Source organism: Nocardia sp. NPDC006982 (genome assembly GCF_042869435.1).
GTDB lineage: Bacteria > Actinomycetota > Actinomycetes > Mycobacteriales > Mycobacteriaceae > Nocardia.
This window is the reverse complement of the sequence record NZ_JBIAFV010000004.1, coordinates 662,048-677,383: the sequence shown is the minus strand read 5'-3', so window position 1 is coordinate 677,383 and position 15,336 is coordinate 662,048. Positions and strand designations below refer to the sequence as shown.

Here is a 15,336-nt window from a genome sequence, read left to right as displayed (position 1 = left end):
GGGTATGACGCCAAGCCATGATCTCCGGGGGCTCGGATTGCCCGAAACGATCTCGGTGGCGCTGTTCGACCTCGACGGTGTATTGACCGATACCGCGGCAGTGCATCGGCGGGCGTGGAAGGCGGTCTTCGACGAGTTTCTGGCCGGTCGCAGCCCCGGCCCGTTCCACCCGTTCACCGATGCGGACTATCTGGGCTATGTGGACGGTCGCTCGCGGGCGGACGGTATCCGGGAGTTCCTGAAGTCGCGCGGGATCACACTGCCGGAGGGGGAACCCGATGCGGCGGAGGGGGAGCCGACCGTGCACGGGCTCGGTAATCGGAAGAATCGGCTGCTGCTGTCGTTCCTCGAACGCGACGGGGTGCACGTCTATCCGGGGTCGCTGGCCTATCTGAACGGGGCACGCGCGGCCGGGCTGCGGACGGGGGTGGTCACCGCATCGGCGAATGCCCATGAGGTGTTGGCGGTCGCGGATCTGACCCGGTTCGTCGATGTGTGTATGGACGGGGTCGAGATCGCCGGCCGCGGCCTGCGCGGCAAACCCGCGCCGGACGCTTTTCTGGCGGCCGCGGAGGCGCTGGACGCCAAGCCGGAACAGGCCGCGGCATTCGAGGATGCCATCGCCGGGGTGACGGCCGGTCGGGCCGCGGACTTCGGATATGTGGTCGGCGTCGATCGAGTGCGCGACGGCACGCAGGCCGAGGCATTGCGTCGGGCGGGAGCGGATGTGGTCGTCACCGATCTGGCCGAGCTCGGGCCACCGCAATGACTACCGACTGCCGTGGCTTCGAGATCGCGCCATGGCACTTGCGTTGGTGCGGACTGGATCTCGAGGCATTGCACCGAACCGAGTCGATCTTCGCACTCGCCAATGGACATCTCGGGCTGCGCGGTACTTTTGAGGAGGGGGAGCCGGTCGGCAAGCCGGGGACCTACCTCAACGGCTTCTACGAGAATCGCCAATTGCCTTATGCCGAAGCGGGATACGGCTATCCGGAGGAGGGCCAGACCCTTGTCAATGTGACCGACGGGAAAATCATCCGGCTGCTCGTCGAGGACGAGCCGATGGATATGCGCTACGGCGAGGCCGTCGAACACGAACGGGTGCTGGACTTCCGGTCCGGCACGCTGCGGCGCAACACGGTCTGGACCTCGCCGACCGGTCGGTGCGTACGCATCCGCTCGGAGCGCCTTGTGTCGTTCACCGAACGCGCCCTTGCCGCGATCCGCTACGAGGTCGAACCGCTCGATGACGATCTCGAGCTGGTCATCCAATCGGATCTGCTTGCCAATGAACCGGTTCCGACCGCGCACAACGATCCTCGGCTCGCCGCGGCGCTGGACCGCCCGCTGGTGGCGGACTTCTGCGCGGCCCGTGATTTCGCCGCCGTGCTCGTGCACCACACCCGGCGCTCCGGGCTGCACATGGCCGCGGCCATGGACCACGAACTCGAGGTCGACGCGACCCCGCGCTGCGGTGTGCACGCGGAGGAAGACTTGGCGCGCTTGACGATTGCGGTCGATGTCGCGAAGGGCCGGCGCGTGCGGTTGACGAAGTATCTCGGCTACGGATGGTCGAGTCGACGCTCGGTACCGGCGCTTCGGGCCCAGGTGGACGCGGCATTGGCGGCGGGCCTCGAGACCGGCTGGGATACATTGCTGGCCCGGCAGCGCGAGTACCTGGACAACTTCTGGTCCACCGCCGATATCGAGATCGACGGGGATCCCGAACTCCAGCAGGCCGTCCGATTCGCGCTGTTCCACGTATTACAGGCGGGTGCACGCGGTGAGACGCGTGCGATACCGTCCAAGGGCCTGACCGGGCCGGGCTATGACGGCCATTCATTCTGGGACACAGAGACTTTCGTATTGCCGGTATTGACCTACACGATTCCGGTGGCGGCGGGCGACGCACTGCGTTGGCGCCACGCTACCCTCGACCGGGCCCGTCGGCGCGCACACGAACTCGGCCATACCGGAGCGATGTTCCCGTGGCGCTCCATCAACGGCGACGAGGGTTCCGGCTACTGGCCGACCGGTACGGCGGCGGTGCACGTCAATGCCGATATCGCCGATGCGGTGGTCCGATACCTCGGCGCGACCGGTGATGAGCACTTCGAAAGAGGATGCGGTGTCGAGCTTTTGGTGGAGACCGCGCGCTCGTGGGTGAGCCAGGGCCATTACGACACGGCAGGGAACTTCCGGATCGACGGCGTGACGGGCCCCGACGAATACTCCGCACTCGCCGACAACAACATCTATACGAATCTGATGGCGCAGCGGAACCTCGCCGAAGCCGCCGAAGCCTGCGTGCGTCAACCGGATATCGCCGAGCAGTTGGAAGTCGATGCGGAGGAGATCCGCGGCTGGCGCGACCGCGCCAAATGTATGTACCTGCCCTATAACGAGAAACTCGGGGTGCACGAGCAATCCGAGGGCTTCACCGAACACGCCCGCTGGGACTTCGCCGCGACTCCGCCGGAGAAGTATCCGCTGATGCTGCATTACCCGTACTTCGATCTGTATCGCAAGCAGGTCGTCAAACAGGCCGACTTGAGCTTGGCAATGTACTTGTGCCCCAACGCTTTCACTCCCGAGCAGAAGGCGCGCAACTTCGATTACTACGAGGCGTTGACCGTCCGCGATTCCTCGCTGTCGGCCGCAGGCCAGTCCGTTATGGCCGCCGAGGTCGGCCATCTCTCGCTCGCCTTCGACTATTTCGCCGAAGCCGCACTGACCGACTTGCACGATCTGCATCACAATGTCGCCAACGGCCTGCATATGGCCTCACTCGCCGGAGCATGGCTCTGCTGCGTCTTCGGTTTCGGCGGCATGCGTGACCACGGTGGTGAATTGAGTTTCGCACCACGACTTCCCGCGAATATCGAGCGCCTGGCCTTCCGGATCATCTGGCGCGGCAGTGGTATAGCCGTCGAGATCACCAGCGATTCCGCGACTTATCGACTGCTGTCCGGAGATTCGGTCGTCCTGCGCCACCACGGTCGCTACACGACGCTCGGCGACATCGCGGTGACGCTGCCGATTCCGCGGCAATCCGATCGACCCGAGCCATTGCTACCCGAGGGGCGGGCGCCGTATCGGCGGAGGTAGCGGTACGAAGGAGCGGTCATGCCATCGTTCACCGAATCCGAGTACTGGTTGGGCAGACTGGTTTTCCAGCACGGTCTGGCCGTCATCTATCTGATCGCCTTCGTCGCGGCGGCGCGGCAATTCCGGGCACTCATCGGTGCGAAGGGGATGTTGCCGGTGCCCCGATTCGTCCGGCGGGTCGAATTTCGCCGGGCGCCCAGCATTTTTCATTTTCACTATTCGGACCGGTTCTTCGCCGTGATCGCGTGGTCCGGTGCCGCGCTATCGGCCGCGGTGGTGGCGGGTGCGTTGAATCTGGTGCCGCTGTGGACGGCGATGCTGATGTGGACGGTGCTGTGGGCGCTGTACCTGTCGATCGTCAATGTGGGGCAGGCGTGGTATGCGTTCGGATGGGAATCGCTGCTGCTGGAGGCCGGATTCCTGGCGATCTTCCTCGGCAATGATCGAGTCGCGCCGCCGGTGCTGGTGTTGTGGTTGGCGCGCTGGCTGCTGTTCAGGGTGGAGTTCGGCGCCGGTCTGATCAAGATGCGTGGCGATTCCTGCTGGCGCGATCTGACCTGTCTGTACTACCACCACGAGACCCAGCCGATGCCCGGCCCGCTGAGCTGGTTCTTCCACCGTCTGCCCAAACCGCTGCATCGTGTGGAGGTGGCGGCCAACCATTTCGCCCAACTCGTTGTGCCCTGGGGACTTTTCGCACCGCAGCCGGTGGCGAGCGTGGCCGCCGCGTTCATCATCGTCACGCAGCTGTGGCTGGTGCTTTCCGGCAACTTCGCCTGGTTGAACTGGGTGACGATCGTATTGGCCACCACCGTGATCGATGTGTCCTCGGCGAAAGCGATATTGCCCGTGCCGGATCCGCCGTCGATGCCCGGGGCGCCGCCGTGGTTCGCCGGTCTGGTGCTCGCGTGCACCGCCGTGGTGGTGTTGCTGAGCTACTGGCCCGCCCGCAATCTGCTCTCGCGTGAGCAGCGAATGAATGCGTCCTTCAACCCCTTGCACCTGGTCAATACCTATGGCGCGTTCGGCAGTATCGGCCGCACCCGTGAGGAGGTGGTGTTCGAGGGCACCGACGAAGAGGAGATCACCGACCGGACACTGTGGCGGGAGTACGAGTTCAAGGGTAAGCCGGGGGATCCACGCCGATGGCCACGGCAATGGGCGCCGTATCACCTCAGGCTGGACTGGCTGATGTGGTTCGCCGCGATCTCCCCGTCCTACGCCCGCGGCTGGTTGCTCGCCTTCGTCGAACGACTGCTGCGCAACGACCCCGCGACACTGCGATTACTGCGCCGCTGTCCCTTCACCGACGCGCCACCGACCTATGTGCGGGCGCGAATCTACCTGTACCGCTTCGCAACTCGTGCCGAACTCCAGCAGGAGCACATGCTGTGGCGGCGCACCCTGGTCGGTGAGTACCTCCCGCCGATGGCGCTTGGTCAGTAGTAGCTGCGGCCGCCGGGGCCGCCGGAGGCCGACCAGACCTCGGTGATCAGCCCGGCGGTGACGCGCAGGATGTCGGTGCCGCTCACCTCGACCTGCTCGCCATCCGGTCCGGTGAACGCCGCACCGTACGGCCTGGCCACGAATCCCGTTCGGGTGTCATCCATTTCGACGACCGGCTCACCCTGGGTGGCGAATCGGATTCCGGGACGCTGCGCGCGGAATCCGGCGACCTTGGCGGCCAGGGTCTGTGGGTCGCGGATTGTGTCGTAATCGCTCGCGCCCGGCTGGGCATAGCGGAGGGTGAATTCGGGGGCCATGATCTTGTTCGCAAGCGGCAGGTCGCCGTTCCACATCGCGTTCCATTCGTCGAACATTGTGATGCCCAAGTCGCGCACCATAACTCCTCAATAGTCTCATTGATACGGTCTCGATGGCACTAACTTATAGTCTCGGTGAGACGGTGTCAATGAGATGGAGGAGGTATGGCGGATCTCGGGCCACAGGACCACATTGTGCTGGGCCTCATCGCCCGGCACGGACCGCTCACGCCCTACGAGCTGAAGGCCCGACTCGAGGAGAGCGTCGACTACTTCTGGCCGGTGCCGCACGCGCAGCTCTATCGGATTCCCGTGCGCCTGGCCGAACAGGGCCTACTCGACGAAGAGACCGAGCAGGGTGGGCGGCGGCGTCGACTCTTCCATCTGACGGCTGAGGGAACGGCCGAACTGAAGCGCTGGCTCGCCGATCCGCAGAGCCCACCCGCTGAGACGCGGGATCCGGCGCAACTCAAGCTCTTCTTCGCGGATCTGGGCGCTCCGGGCGATGTGGTGGCCCTGGCGAACAGTGAGGCCGCGGAGCATCGTCGCCTGCTCGAGCTGTACCGATCGCTGTACGCCGATATCGACGCGAGCGACAAGGTGCGCGCGCTCTCGCGTGCGCGCCTCCTGCGGCTCGGCATCCTGCACGAACAGGCCTATGTCGAGTTCTGGGAAGACCTCGCCGCCGACCCCGAATATCGGGACCGGCGGCGGAAGTAGCGGGAGTCAGGCGCGGCGGGCGCGCTTGACGAAGCGGACGCTCATGGCGATGAGCGGGGTGAAGAAGATGACCGACAGGACCGGCGAGAGCCAGGCCATGGTGTGGATGGGGAGTTGGTAGGCCAGCAGGATCCGGACCGTTGCTTCGGCGACGAGGCCGACGCCCCAGGCCATGGCCAGGATGCTGAAGCCGCGGCGCTTGGCCGGGTTCGCCTGGTAGGACGCCTCGAATTCGGCGAGTTTGGCCGGCCCAGCGGCCGTGAGTGCCTTGCGCGCGGACAGGTAGGTCAGCGGTTTGCCGACCACGGTGCTGATCAGGAAGGCGATACCGACGATTGCGGTGCCCGCGGAATCCTTGACAATCATCATGCGGGGATCGCCGCTGATCAGCGAGCCGATCAGACCGAAAGCGAAGACGCCGAGCATGATCGCGGCGAACGGCTCGAGGCGCCGCGAACGGATCGTCTCGATGAGCAGCACCGCACCCACGAGCAGGGTGCCTGCGAGCAGGCCGGTGAAGTCGCTGTAGCCGAGGCCGGTCAGCAGGAAGTACGCGCCGATGGGCACCGCGATATCGCGGGCGACCGGGGCCAGTACCCGGATCGGGCTGAAGCGCGGTGCGGCGGTCGGCTCGGCCGAGGGCTGTGCGGTGGTCGTCATTTCGGGTGCTCCTGGCTGGTGATTCGGCTGTGCACTACGCGAAATGACGTTACGGATCGGCACTCGGCGACAAATCTGCCAATCATCACGGGTTCGGCATGACAACTGTCATGCCCGCTGCCTACCGATGTAGCTGCCGGATCGGTCTGCCTGCGAGCATGCGCACGAAGAGTACGGCGAAACGCAAGTGGCCCAGTGCCTCTCGCTTCGTGAAGGCCACCGACCACACCGTCTTCGTGCCCGCCGCGGCCAATGGACGATGGTCGAATCGATCCGCCAGCCAGTTCATGGTGACCGGCGCGCCGATGAACAGCAGCGGCATATGCAGGCTGAGGCGGTCGCGCAGATAGTGCACATGCGCGCCGCGGACCGTGTAGCGGGCAACGTGCTGGTCGATGTCGTCGACGGCGATCAGCTCATCGTTTACGCCCTGGATTACCAGCATCGGCATGGCAGGCGCCTGCACACCGGGACGGATATCGGCCATGATCTGCTGCAGGCCGGGTTCGGCGAGCAGGTCGGCGAAGGTGCGGTGGCTGTAATCGTCGACGTTCTTGCCCATCAAGCGGAAAAGCAGATGCAGTGTGGTCCGCGATTCGGCATCGGTGAGCAGATCGAGGAATTCGGTCTTCACGTGGGCGCGCAGGATCCGATCCAGATCCGCGTAGGCGCGGCGCAGTCCGGCCACGCACACCGTCGCGAAACCGGCGAAGAAGGTGCCGTTCAACCGCGCGAAGGCCGAACCTGGATCGCCGACCGGCGAGCCGGCGACCGCGCCGACGATATCGAGTTCCGGTGCGTAACCGGCGGCCAGTTCCGCGGCCCACGCCGTGGCGAGGCCGCCTCCCGAATAACCCCACAGCGCAACGGGAGTCGCCTCGCTCAGGCCGAGCGGCGTGAAGCGCAGGCTCGCCCGGATGGCGTCCAGGGATCGGTAGCCGGGTTCACGCGGCACGCCGAAATGTCCGGCCAGTCCGCCGTGATCGGGCACCGAGATCGCCCAGCCGCGGGCCAGCGCGTAGGTGATGACGGGTAGCTCGATCTGCGGAATCGAGCCGAGTGCTCGCGCGCCGCGCCGAAGTGCATACGAAGGCAGGCATTTCGAGCTGACGCCGTCGATGGCGCACTGGAACGAAACCAGCGGCCGCGGCTCGCGCGGGTCAGCGCCCCACGGCAGTAGCACGGTGGTCACCGCCGCCTCCGCGGTGCCATGGAAGTTGCTGGTGCGGTACAGCAGTTGCCAGGCCGAAAACCGCAGTGGTACGCGGCCGAACAGCGCCAGCTCGACCTTGCGCGTCCGCAGGATGGTGCCAGGGGCGAAGCGTGCGAATCCGGCGGGCGGCCGATAGAACCGATCCAGCTCCGGCTGTTGCGGCCGACCAGCACGAAACATTTCGGCAATCGGGTGCGCCGATTCCCATCCGGCGTCGGCCTGCACGCTCATTTCTGTACATCCTTTCGAGGGTGCACCGGCACGGTGTTTTATTTGAAATGACGCCGGAATACCGATACTCAACGTAGCAATGCGGGGGTGGGAAAATAATTGTCCCGAAGCACAATTGAGTCGGGTGTTTTTCTCCGACCCGCGGTGTTGACGGTGACCGTCGTCACCCGGTACGACTTGGGAACACGCAGGTGAGCAGCGTCATGCGAGATCTGCTGTCACTGCACGCGGGCGAGAAGAATCGGCGAAAATCTTGTGTTCGGAGACAAAACCGAGCGGTTACGAGATTTATCTATAAATGGCATCGTTGGGTAACGTGCAAGTCATGTCCGTTGTTCTGCCCCCGCTGTCCGGAGACGCGCCGATAATCGCCCGACTGGTCCGTCGGTTACCCGAAATCGCCGAACGCATGCTCGAGGCGGGCCTGGGCTCGACGCCACCGGCCGCGGATCTGCCGGACGGGCATTTCACCGGCGAGGTGCTACCCGCGATCGCCGGATGCGGTCAGGCCTTCCTGCGCGCGACCCAGGAGCAGCGGGTGTTCACCGGGGCCGAGGTGATCGAATTCGTCGGCCCGGTGGCTGAGCGGCATGCCGAAGACCGAATTCCGTTGGGGCTGTTGATGCATGCCGTCCATGGTTCCGGGCAGGTGATCCTGCAGGAAGCGGCGGCGGTGGCCACGCCCGAGGATATGAACGATCTGATCGCCTTCGGCGCTCGGCTGCTCGATCTGCTGCGGGATATCAACGTCGCGGTAGTGGAGGCGTATACCGATGTGGAGCAGTCGATCTACCACGCCGAACGCGAGGCGCGCCGGGCGCTGTGCTCGGCCCTGCTGCGTGGCCAGTCCGCGGAGGAACTGGCGGCACGCGCGGATGTCGTTCTCGCGGAACGCTATACGGTGCTCGCCATCCATATCCGTCTGGACGACCATCCGATCGTGGTCGCCGATCTGCTCACCCGCCGCCGAATCCGGGTGCTGCAGCGGGCATTGGACGGCATCGCCGGAACCAAGGCCTTGAGCACGTTCGACGGCACGACCGGAATCGCCCTGCTGCCGAGCGGATCCGAATCCAAGGAGTACGAGCGGCTGGCCGCCGAACTCACCGAACAGTTCGGCGTCGATGTCTTCCTGGCCGAACGTCGCGCGGTCGAACGGGCTCTACTGCCCCATGCCGTGCAGGAGGCGACCGATCTGGCCGAACTGGCCCGGTTGCTCAACCGGCCGAGCGGACTGTACGACCTAGATGATCTGCTGCTCGAGTATCAGCTGACCCGGCCGGGTCCGGCGCGGGACCGACTGGCCGACCGCATTGCCCCGCTGCTGTTGCGCTCGCACCTGTTCGAGGCACTGGAGGCACATCTGCGGCACGGGTCCGATCGCAAAGCGGCTGCCGCCGAAGTGCATGTGCACCCCAATACCTTCAGTTACCGGCTCAAGCGCGTCGCCGAACTCACCGGTATCGATCCGAGTGAGCCCAATGGCTCGCGGCTGCTGGCGGCGGCGCTCACGGTGCATCGCTTCTATCCGGTGGGTGAGGCTGCGGAGGTTGTCGAGGGGGACTGATCGCTTCGGCCCGCGCACATCAGGCCCTGGCCACGCATCGAGGGCCTGCTCGGATCCGCGCGGTTAGCGCCGCTGTCGCGCCGCTGCCGCCGACACCTATGCCGGGATGAACCGTGTACCGCGCTGAACCGTGAGGTGAGGGAGATACTTGGGCCGCAACCGCCGTCGCGGTCACGAATTCCGGGAGTTGCCTCATGTCGACGATCAACGGGTTACCCGCCCATGTATTGCTGGTGCACCTCATTGTGGTCTTCGTGCCGTTGACGGCGGTGCTGCTCATCTTTTCGGCGGTGTGGCCTGCGGCTCGTCGGCGGCTGATCTGGCTGGTCACGGCCCTGGCCGCGATCACTGTCGCCCTGACGCCGGTAACGACCGAAGCAGGTGAGTGGTTCCAGCACAAACTCGGCGGATCCCCCGCCATCGATAAGCATGCCGACCTCGGCAACACGATGATCTACTTCGTGGTGCCGCTACTGCTCGTCACGGCATTGCTCATCGTCGTCCACCTGCGCGACGAACGTGGACGTCCGGTGGGGCGCGTGATCACCGTGCTCGCTGCGGTATTGGCAATTGCCGCAGGCGGTGCGGCCACCATCCAGGTGTACCGCGTGGGGGACTCCGGCTCGCACGCGGTGTGGGGTGCGCAAGCGCATTAGCGCCTTGTGCGTCCAAAGATGAAGTTGTCCAATGCAACTCGCGAGCTTTCGAGGATGGCAGGCACAGTGCGCCGGATCACATCCTGCGCAACAACAGCACACTGGCCCCTAGCGAAGCGACGCTGCATCTCACGGGCCACGCTGGACTTCCGCGACGCCGAGTTTCCCCGCAGGACAACCAGTTTCGCACCGAATTGCTCGCTTGGTCGCATATCCAGGGAGTATCGCGCAAAGGCCAGAAGCTTGTGTGACGCAGCGATTGGATGTGCCACCGCGCACAGTGTCAGTCGGGCTTGGTGAGGCCGAAGATGCGGGTGGCGTTGCCGGAGAGGAACAGGTCGCGGCATTCGTCGTCCAGGCCGAGGTCGTCGAGGCCTGCGAGGGCGCGCAGTGGCGGGATCATCGGGTAGTTGGTGCCGAAGAGGACCTTGCCGCGGCCGTGGGACTTCAGGTACGTCACCAGCTCCGGCGGATATCTGCGAACCGTGTAGGCGGAGGTGTCGATGTAGACGTTCGGGTATTTCGTCGCCATCGCGATCATTTCGGTGGTCCACGGATAGCCGATGTGCCCGCCGACGATGACAAGTTCGGGGAACTCCAGTGCGACATCGTCGAGATAGGGAATCGGGCGGCCGGTTTCGGAGGTGCGCAGCGGACCGGTGTGCCCGACCTGCGTACAGAACGGGATGCCGAGGTCGACGCATTCGGCGTAGAGCGGGTAGTAGCGCCGGTCGTTCGGCGGCAGGCCCCACAGCCACGGCACGATCCGCAGTGCCTTCATCCCGAGCTCGGTGACCGCACGACGGAGCTCGCGCACCGCGACCATCGGCTTGCGCAGGTCCACCGATGCGACGCCGACCAAGCGCCCGCCGGATTCCGCGACGAATCCGGCCACCTCGTCGTTGGAGATCAGCACGCCCTCCGGGCCGTACCAGGCGCTGATCAATGCGGTATCGACACCGCCGGCGTCCATGGCGGCGAGCGTCGTCGAGACCGGCGGCGGCTGGTCCGGGAGGGTGTCGCCGGTCCAGCGGCGCAGCGAGTCCAGCATTTCGTGCTGGAGCAGCCGTACCGTCGGATGCTGGGCCCACGCATCGATGATCGCCATCACGTCACTGTATGACGCCTCAGATAACGAAGGGAATCAAAGCCTTTCGATCGGCCGGATAGTCGGCGAACTTCTCGCGATACCACTTGTGCGTGGCGAATGCGCGCGGCACCAGATTCCCCGCAGTGATCAAGAAGATCACCACACCCGCCAGGGACCAGGTGAGCAGGGCGAACCCGGCCCACGCGATCAGCTCGGCGAGATAGGCGGGGCTGCTGACGAAGCGGAAGCCCGCGCCGTGCGGGATGCAGTATTCGGTCGCGCCCGGATTGTCCTTATCGCGCGGATTGCGCACGATCGATTCGGCTGACCAGCAGCGCGGAGCCGCCCAGGTAGATGACCAGACCGATCAGGAAGCGCGGATCGATCAGCCAGTCGGTGCCGTATCGGTGCAGGTAGTCATGACTGAAGAGGGCGCCGTTGAGGTCGCCGTGCACTTCTCACTAAACCCCCGGCGCCAAAATTAGAACATGTTCTACCATGTGACGCAGTAGCTAGGAGGATTGTCATGCCGCTGGATTCCAGAGCCAAGGACCTGATCGCGGCCGTTCAGGCGTCACCGTGTGCGGTGGCGGCACACGACAAAGCGGCTTGGGTCGACCTGTTCACCGCCGATGCCACCGTCAATGATCCGGTCGGTTCCCGCCCGCATATCGGACGAGCGGCGATCGAACGGTTCTACGACACCTTCATCGGCCCGAACACCATCGCCTTCCGGGTCGACCACGACTTCGTCAGCCTGTCTACCGTCGTCCGCGACCTGCTGATCCGCACCACCATGTCGACCGGCGCCACCGTCGCGGTGCCCATGCACCTGCGCTACGACCTCGTCGAGGAAGACGGCGTCTGGAAGATCACCCGGCTGGCCGCTCATTGGGAGTTGGCCGCGATGATCGTGCAGTTACTGCGCACCGGACTGCCCGGAGTCGGCGCGGCACTGAAATTGGGTCCGCAGCTGATCGCGAATCAGGGCTTCGACGGCATGCTCGGCATGATGCAGGCGCTGCGCGGTATCGGCCGATCGGGCAAACGCGCTGCGGCCCAGGTGTTCTCGGCCGCTGCGGCCACGGATATCTCGCGGGTTCGTCGCCTGCTCAGCGAGCGCACGATTATCGAACTTCCGGCCGGAACCAGGATTTCGCTGGAGGAGTTCACCAATAGGGCTCGGAATATGCAGTGGGACAAGCTGATCGCCGCCGGACGCACGGTCAGCGCCAGCGTCCGGCTCGACTCGGCCCAAGGTGTCGCCTTCGTCGACTTCGCGCCTGACAGTCGCCGAATCACCGCTATCCGCATATTCATTCACTCGATATAGAGATGGTCCGCGGCAACGGTGAGCCGCCGCGGCCATCGTGACGAAGCTAAGCGGCGATCGATCCCTCGCGCGCTGGTTCGGGTATGACCTCGTCGACCCGCGCCGCTTCGGACCAACCGGGCGGCCCGAAGATGTAACCGAGCCGCCCGCGCCACGTGTTCGCATGGCGCACATCGCTGATCAGTGCACCGAGCTCGTGATAGTTGACCTTCAGCGGGTTATCGGTGCCGATGTTCTTGGTGAGGCCGTAGCGGATGGGTTCGCTCTCCGCGGCGAAGCTGCCGAAGAGCCGGTCCCAGATGATGAAGACACCGCCGTAGTTCTTATCGATATACGGCTGATTCGAACCGTGGTGGATGCGGTGGTGCGCCGGGGTGTTGAACAGGAACTCGATCGGGCGCGGCAGGGTCCGGATGCGCTGAGTGTGGATCGGGAACTGATAGAGCAGCCCGATGGTCTGCAGCAGGAAGATCATCCACGCGGGCAGGCCGATCAAAGCCGCAGGCACCCAGGCGAATCCGCGCACGATGGTGGCCGCCGGGTGCACCCACGGCAGGCGGATGGCGGTGGACAGATTGAAGTACTGACTGGAGTGGTGGACGCTGTGCGCGGTCCACAGCAGCCGCACTCGATGATCGGCGCGGTGGGCCCAGTAGTAGCAGAAGTCGGTGACCACCAGGCCGAGCACCCACACCCACCATGTGGTCGGCGACAGGTGCAGCGGGGTGATCGCGGCCGCGACCACCACCGCCGAGAACGGAATCACATACTGCAGCACCGGCTTCAGGAATCGGCCGAGCAGATAGGTTGCGACGTTGGAGGCCATATCGCGTCCGGAGTGGCCGTTGGCCGGACGATCCGGATCGCGGCGATAGTCGATCCACTCCACGAACATGAATACGGCGAACGCCGGTATGGCGTAGATGAATAGTTGCGCACCGATCACGATGGCTCCTCCGCTCTGCTGCTTCACTGCCACGTTACGGGCGCTGGCCTGGGCAAACATCGCGCTGACGAGGGATTCGCGATCCCCCGGGCGGGGGATGCGCCGCGGCTGGCGCCCGGGCAGAGTTCGGTCCGAGGAATACGGGCGAACGCTGGGTAGGATCGCCCGCGGACGGCTCGACCCGGACTGTGCGAAGGTGGTGCGAACTGTTGGATGTGAGCAGATCGCTGGCCCGCCAATCGCTGGTGGTCGCGGGGGCGGCGGCCGCGGTCGATGCCGCGATGTTGACGGTGAACGGGATCTTCGCGGTGGCCCCATGGCAGGCCACCGCGGTGCTGATCGCCATCGTCGCGGCCGATCTCGCACTGGCCGCGCCGCCGCGCACCGCCGGTGCCGTGGCCTTGATCCAGGTGGCGCTGCGACTGGCCGAGGCCCTGGTGCTGCACCGGCACGGCTTCGCCGCACGCTTCGCCGATGTCGGATTCCTGGTGGCTGGATATCGGGCGGGCGCCTGGATGGTCGGTCCGAAGTCGGTGCTGACCGTCACCGCGATGTCCGCGGGCTTCGCGAGCGCGCATCTGCTGATCAGCAGCAATACTTCGCACGATTGGCGGCTGCTGCTGGCGTCTACGGTATCGGCCGGCGTGGTGCCGTGGCTGGTCGGCCGGTATACGGCAGCGCGCGGCGCGTATATCGCCGATCTGGAGCAGCAGGCCAAATTGCGCGAGCAGGAGCAGCGGACCGCACTCGCCCGCGCCGTCACCGAGGAACGCGCCGCCATTGCCAGGGATCTGCACGATGTGATCTCCCATCACGTCAGTGCCATCGGCATCCATGCCGGTGCGGCCCGAATCGCCATGGCCGACACCGGGAATGCCGCCGCCACTCGATCGCTGACCGCGGTGGAATCGAGTAGCCGCGCGGCCATGGTCGACCTGCGCCGCCAACTCGACCTGCTACACGGGCGCGAGGAGGACGGTCAGCGACAGCCCGGACTCGCCGACATCGAGGATCTGCTGGAGCGGGTACGCGCAGCCGGTCTGGCCGTCGAATTCACCGTGCGCGGTGCGGCCGTCGAGCTGCCGGATTCGCTGAATTTGACGCTGTATCGCATCGTGCAGGAGATGTTGACCAATGCATTGCGCCACGGCGACGGCGCGCACGCGCAGCTGATCGTGGACTATCAGCCGAACAGGGTGGTGCTGGAGTCGATCAATCCACTCGCCGACACCGCCGCAGTGGGCGATACCGCGGAGCACCGTGGCCTCAGCGGTATTCGCCAACGTGCCGAATTATTCGGCGGCGAGCTGCGATTCGGTCCGGACGAGACGCAAAACCATTGGCACACCAGGGTTTCCCTGCCGATCGGAGGTTCGTGAACGTACCGGTCCGGGTATTGATCGCCGACGACCACAGCATGTTCCGCTCCGGACTGCGCGCGGTCGTCGACAGTCAGACCGATCTCGAATGCGTCGCCGAGGTCGGTGACGGCCGCAGTGCCATCAGCGAAACCGCCCGGCTGCGTCCGGATGTCGCGATTCTGGATGTGCGCATGCCGAAGCTGGACGGACTCGCGGCCACCGCGGCGATCGTCGCGGCGGGCGGCACCCGCGTCCTCGTGCTCACCACTTACGACAGCGATGCCAACCTGTACCGCGCACTGCAGGTGGGAGCCAGCGGGTTCCTCTTGAAAAGCCTGCCACCTGAGGAATTGGTGGCCGCCATCCGGATCGCGGCCCGCGGTGACGCCCTGATCGATCCGTCGATGACCCGACGGTTGATATCGCGGTTCGCGGGCACGCTCGCCCCGCCCGACACCCCGCCGGAGGTGGAACAACTCACCGCGCGCGAGCGAGAAGTACTGCTGCTCTTGGCCGATGCGCGCAGCAATGCCGAGATCGCCGCGGCACTCGGCGTCGGCGAAGAGACGATCAAAACCCACGTATCCCGAGTACTCGCGAAACTAGGTGTGCGCGACCGCATTCACGCCGTCGTCTACGCCCACAAGCACGGCCTCGTGCCTCCACACGGCGGCTAGTGGGGCCA

General features: G+C 65.4%; 14 protein-coding genes and 1 pseudogene. 9 read left to right on the top strand and 6 right to left on the bottom strand.

Annotation, left to right across the window (positions count from 1 at the left end; all coding sequences use genetic code 11):
- Window positions 1-4: 4 nt before the first annotated feature.
- The 3 genes from ACFYOW_RS20135 to ACFYOW_RS20125 are packed head-to-tail and all read left to right on the top strand — an operon-like array spanning window position 5 to window position 4,557.
- Window positions 5-769, top strand: coding sequence for an HAD family hydrolase (locus ACFYOW_RS20135; RefSeq protein WP_387289904.1), 765 nt, complete (start codon window positions 5-7; stop codon window positions 767-769).
- Window positions 766-3,111: a glycoside hydrolase family 65 protein gene (locus tag ACFYOW_RS20130; RefSeq protein WP_387289902.1), complete on the top strand. Its 2,346-nt coding sequence runs from the start codon at window positions 766-768 to the stop codon at window positions 3,109-3,111. The genes ACFYOW_RS20135 and ACFYOW_RS20130 overlap by 4 nt, the downstream gene beginning before the upstream one ends.
- 18 nt (window positions 3,112-3,129) lie before the next feature.
- Window positions 3,130-4,557, top strand: a complete 1,428-nt coding sequence (locus ACFYOW_RS20125) for a lipase maturation factor family protein (RefSeq protein ID WP_387289900.1) — start codon at window positions 3,130-3,132, stop codon at window positions 4,555-4,557.
- Here ACFYOW_RS20125 and ACFYOW_RS20120 read toward each other — a convergent pair.
- The gene (locus ACFYOW_RS20120; RefSeq protein ID WP_387289898.1) at window positions 4,551-4,943 is read right to left on the bottom strand and encodes a nuclear transport factor 2 family protein; all 393 of its coding nucleotides are present in this window, start codon (window positions 4,941-4,943) and stop codon (window positions 4,551-4,553) included. The two genes, ACFYOW_RS20125 and ACFYOW_RS20120, sit on opposite strands and share 7 nt — an antisense overlap.
- A 96-nt stretch (window positions 4,944-5,039) precedes the next feature.
- Between ACFYOW_RS20120 and ACFYOW_RS20115 the strand changes: the two genes are divergently transcribed.
- Entirely contained in the window at window positions 5,040-5,594 is a 555-nt protein-coding gene (locus ACFYOW_RS20115; RefSeq protein ID WP_387289896.1) for a PadR family transcriptional regulator, read from the top strand.
- Between the two features lie 6 nt (window positions 5,595-5,600).
- Here the strand turns inward: ACFYOW_RS20115 and ACFYOW_RS20110 are convergent, their stop codons facing one another.
- Together ACFYOW_RS20110 and ACFYOW_RS20105 are read right to left on the bottom strand one after the other, a co-directional pair.
- Window positions 5,601-6,254 carry a VC0807 family protein gene (locus ACFYOW_RS20110; protein ID WP_387289894.1) on the bottom strand — a complete coding sequence of 218 codons (654 nt, stop codon included), beginning with the start codon at window positions 6,252-6,254 and terminating at the stop codon, window positions 5,601-5,603.
- A 121-nt stretch (window positions 6,255-6,375) separates the two neighbouring features.
- Window positions 6,376-7,698 (bottom strand): lipase family protein, encoded by a 1,323-nt coding sequence (locus tag ACFYOW_RS20105; RefSeq protein ID WP_387289892.1) that lies wholly within the window; start codon window positions 7,696-7,698, stop codon window positions 6,376-6,378.
- Between the two features lie 325 nt (window positions 7,699-8,023).
- Here ACFYOW_RS20105 and ACFYOW_RS20100 point away from each other — a divergent pair, with 325 nt between their 5' ends.
- Together ACFYOW_RS20100 and ACFYOW_RS20095 are read left to right on the top strand one after the other, a co-directional pair.
- Complete coding sequence (locus ACFYOW_RS20100; protein WP_387289891.1) at window positions 8,024-9,265, top strand: PucR family transcriptional regulator; 1,242 nt, start codon at window positions 8,024-8,026, stop codon at window positions 9,263-9,265.
- Window positions 9,266-9,459: 194 nt separating this feature from the next.
- Window positions 9,460-9,921 carry a DUF2231 domain-containing protein gene (locus tag ACFYOW_RS20095; RefSeq protein ID WP_387289889.1) on the top strand — a complete coding sequence of 154 codons (462 nt, stop codon included), beginning with the start codon at window positions 9,460-9,462 and terminating at the stop codon, window positions 9,919-9,921.
- 283 nt (window positions 9,922-10,204) lie between these two features.
- Here ACFYOW_RS20095 and ACFYOW_RS20090 read toward each other — a convergent pair whose 3' ends face one another.
- Both ACFYOW_RS20090 and ACFYOW_RS20085 read right to left on the bottom strand, forming a co-directional pair.
- A complete protein-coding gene (locus ACFYOW_RS20090; protein ID WP_387289887.1) occupies window positions 10,205-11,029 on the bottom strand; it encodes an amidohydrolase family protein in 825 nt (274 codons plus the stop codon).
- A 19-nt stretch (window positions 11,030-11,048) separates the two neighbouring features.
- A pseudogene (locus tag ACFYOW_RS20085) lies at window positions 11,049-11,466 on the bottom strand (3-oxo-5-alpha-steroid 4-dehydrogenase); the annotation flags it as partial.
- 71 nt (window positions 11,467-11,537) lie between these two features.
- Between ACFYOW_RS20085 and ACFYOW_RS20080 the strand changes: the two are divergent.
- A complete protein-coding gene (locus ACFYOW_RS20080; protein ID WP_387289885.1) occupies window positions 11,538-12,344 on the top strand; it encodes a nuclear transport factor 2 family protein in 807 nt (268 codons plus the stop codon).
- A gap of 46 nt (window positions 12,345-12,390) precedes the next feature.
- Here the strand turns inward: ACFYOW_RS20080 and ACFYOW_RS20075 are convergent, their stop codons facing one another.
- Window positions 12,391-13,290 (bottom strand): sterol desaturase family protein, encoded by a 900-nt coding sequence (locus tag ACFYOW_RS20075; RefSeq protein WP_387289883.1) that lies wholly within the window; start codon window positions 13,288-13,290, stop codon window positions 12,391-12,393.
- A gap of 215 nt (window positions 13,291-13,505) precedes the next feature.
- Between ACFYOW_RS20075 and ACFYOW_RS20070 the strand changes: the two genes are divergently transcribed.
- Complete coding sequence (locus tag ACFYOW_RS20070) at window positions 13,506-14,669, top strand: sensor histidine kinase (RefSeq protein ID WP_387290093.1); 1,164 nt, start codon at window positions 13,506-13,508, stop codon at window positions 14,667-14,669.
- On the top strand, window positions 14,666-15,328 hold the full coding sequence (locus tag ACFYOW_RS20065; protein ID WP_387289882.1) for a response regulator: 663 nt from the start codon (window positions 14,666-14,668) through the stop codon (window positions 15,326-15,328). The genes ACFYOW_RS20070 and ACFYOW_RS20065 overlap by 4 nt, the downstream gene beginning before the upstream one ends.
- Window positions 15,329-15,336: the final 8 nt, after the last annotated feature.

What these genes read in the sequence shown, in the direction of transcription:
- ACFYOW_RS20105 (WP_387289892.1), bottom strand. Translation starts at nt 7,698, where the DNA reads ATGAGCGTGCAGGCCGACGCCGGATGGGAATCGGCGCACCCGATTGCC.
- ACFYOW_RS20100 (WP_387289891.1), top strand. Translation starts at nt 8,024, where the DNA reads ATGTCCGTTGTTCTGCCCCCGCTGTCCGGAGACGCGCCGATAATCGCC.
- ACFYOW_RS20090 (WP_387289887.1), bottom strand. Translation starts at nt 11,029, where the DNA reads ATGGCGATCATCGATGCGTGGGCCCAGCATCCGACGGTACGGCTGCTC.
- ACFYOW_RS20110 (WP_387289894.1), bottom strand. Translation starts at nt 6,254, where the DNA reads ATGACGACCACCGCACAGCCCTCGGCCGAGCCGACCGCCGCACCGCGC.
- ACFYOW_RS20125 (WP_387289900.1), top strand. Translation starts at nt 3,130, where the DNA reads ATGCCATCGTTCACCGAATCCGAGTACTGGTTGGGCAGACTGGTTTTC.
- ACFYOW_RS20115 (WP_387289896.1), top strand. Translation starts at nt 5,040, where the DNA reads ATGGCGGATCTCGGGCCACAGGACCACATTGTGCTGGGCCTCATCGCC.
- ACFYOW_RS20135 (WP_387289904.1), top strand. Translation starts at nt 5, where the DNA reads ATGACGCCAAGCCATGATCTCCGGGGGCTCGGATTGCCCGAAACGATC.
- ACFYOW_RS20130 (WP_387289902.1), top strand. Translation starts at nt 766, where the DNA reads ATGACTACCGACTGCCGTGGCTTCGAGATCGCGCCATGGCACTTGCGT.
- ACFYOW_RS20080 (WP_387289885.1), top strand. Translation starts at nt 11,538, where the DNA reads ATGCCGCTGGATTCCAGAGCCAAGGACCTGATCGCGGCCGTTCAGGCG.
- ACFYOW_RS20095 (WP_387289889.1), top strand. Translation starts at nt 9,460, where the DNA reads ATGTCGACGATCAACGGGTTACCCGCCCATGTATTGCTGGTGCACCTC.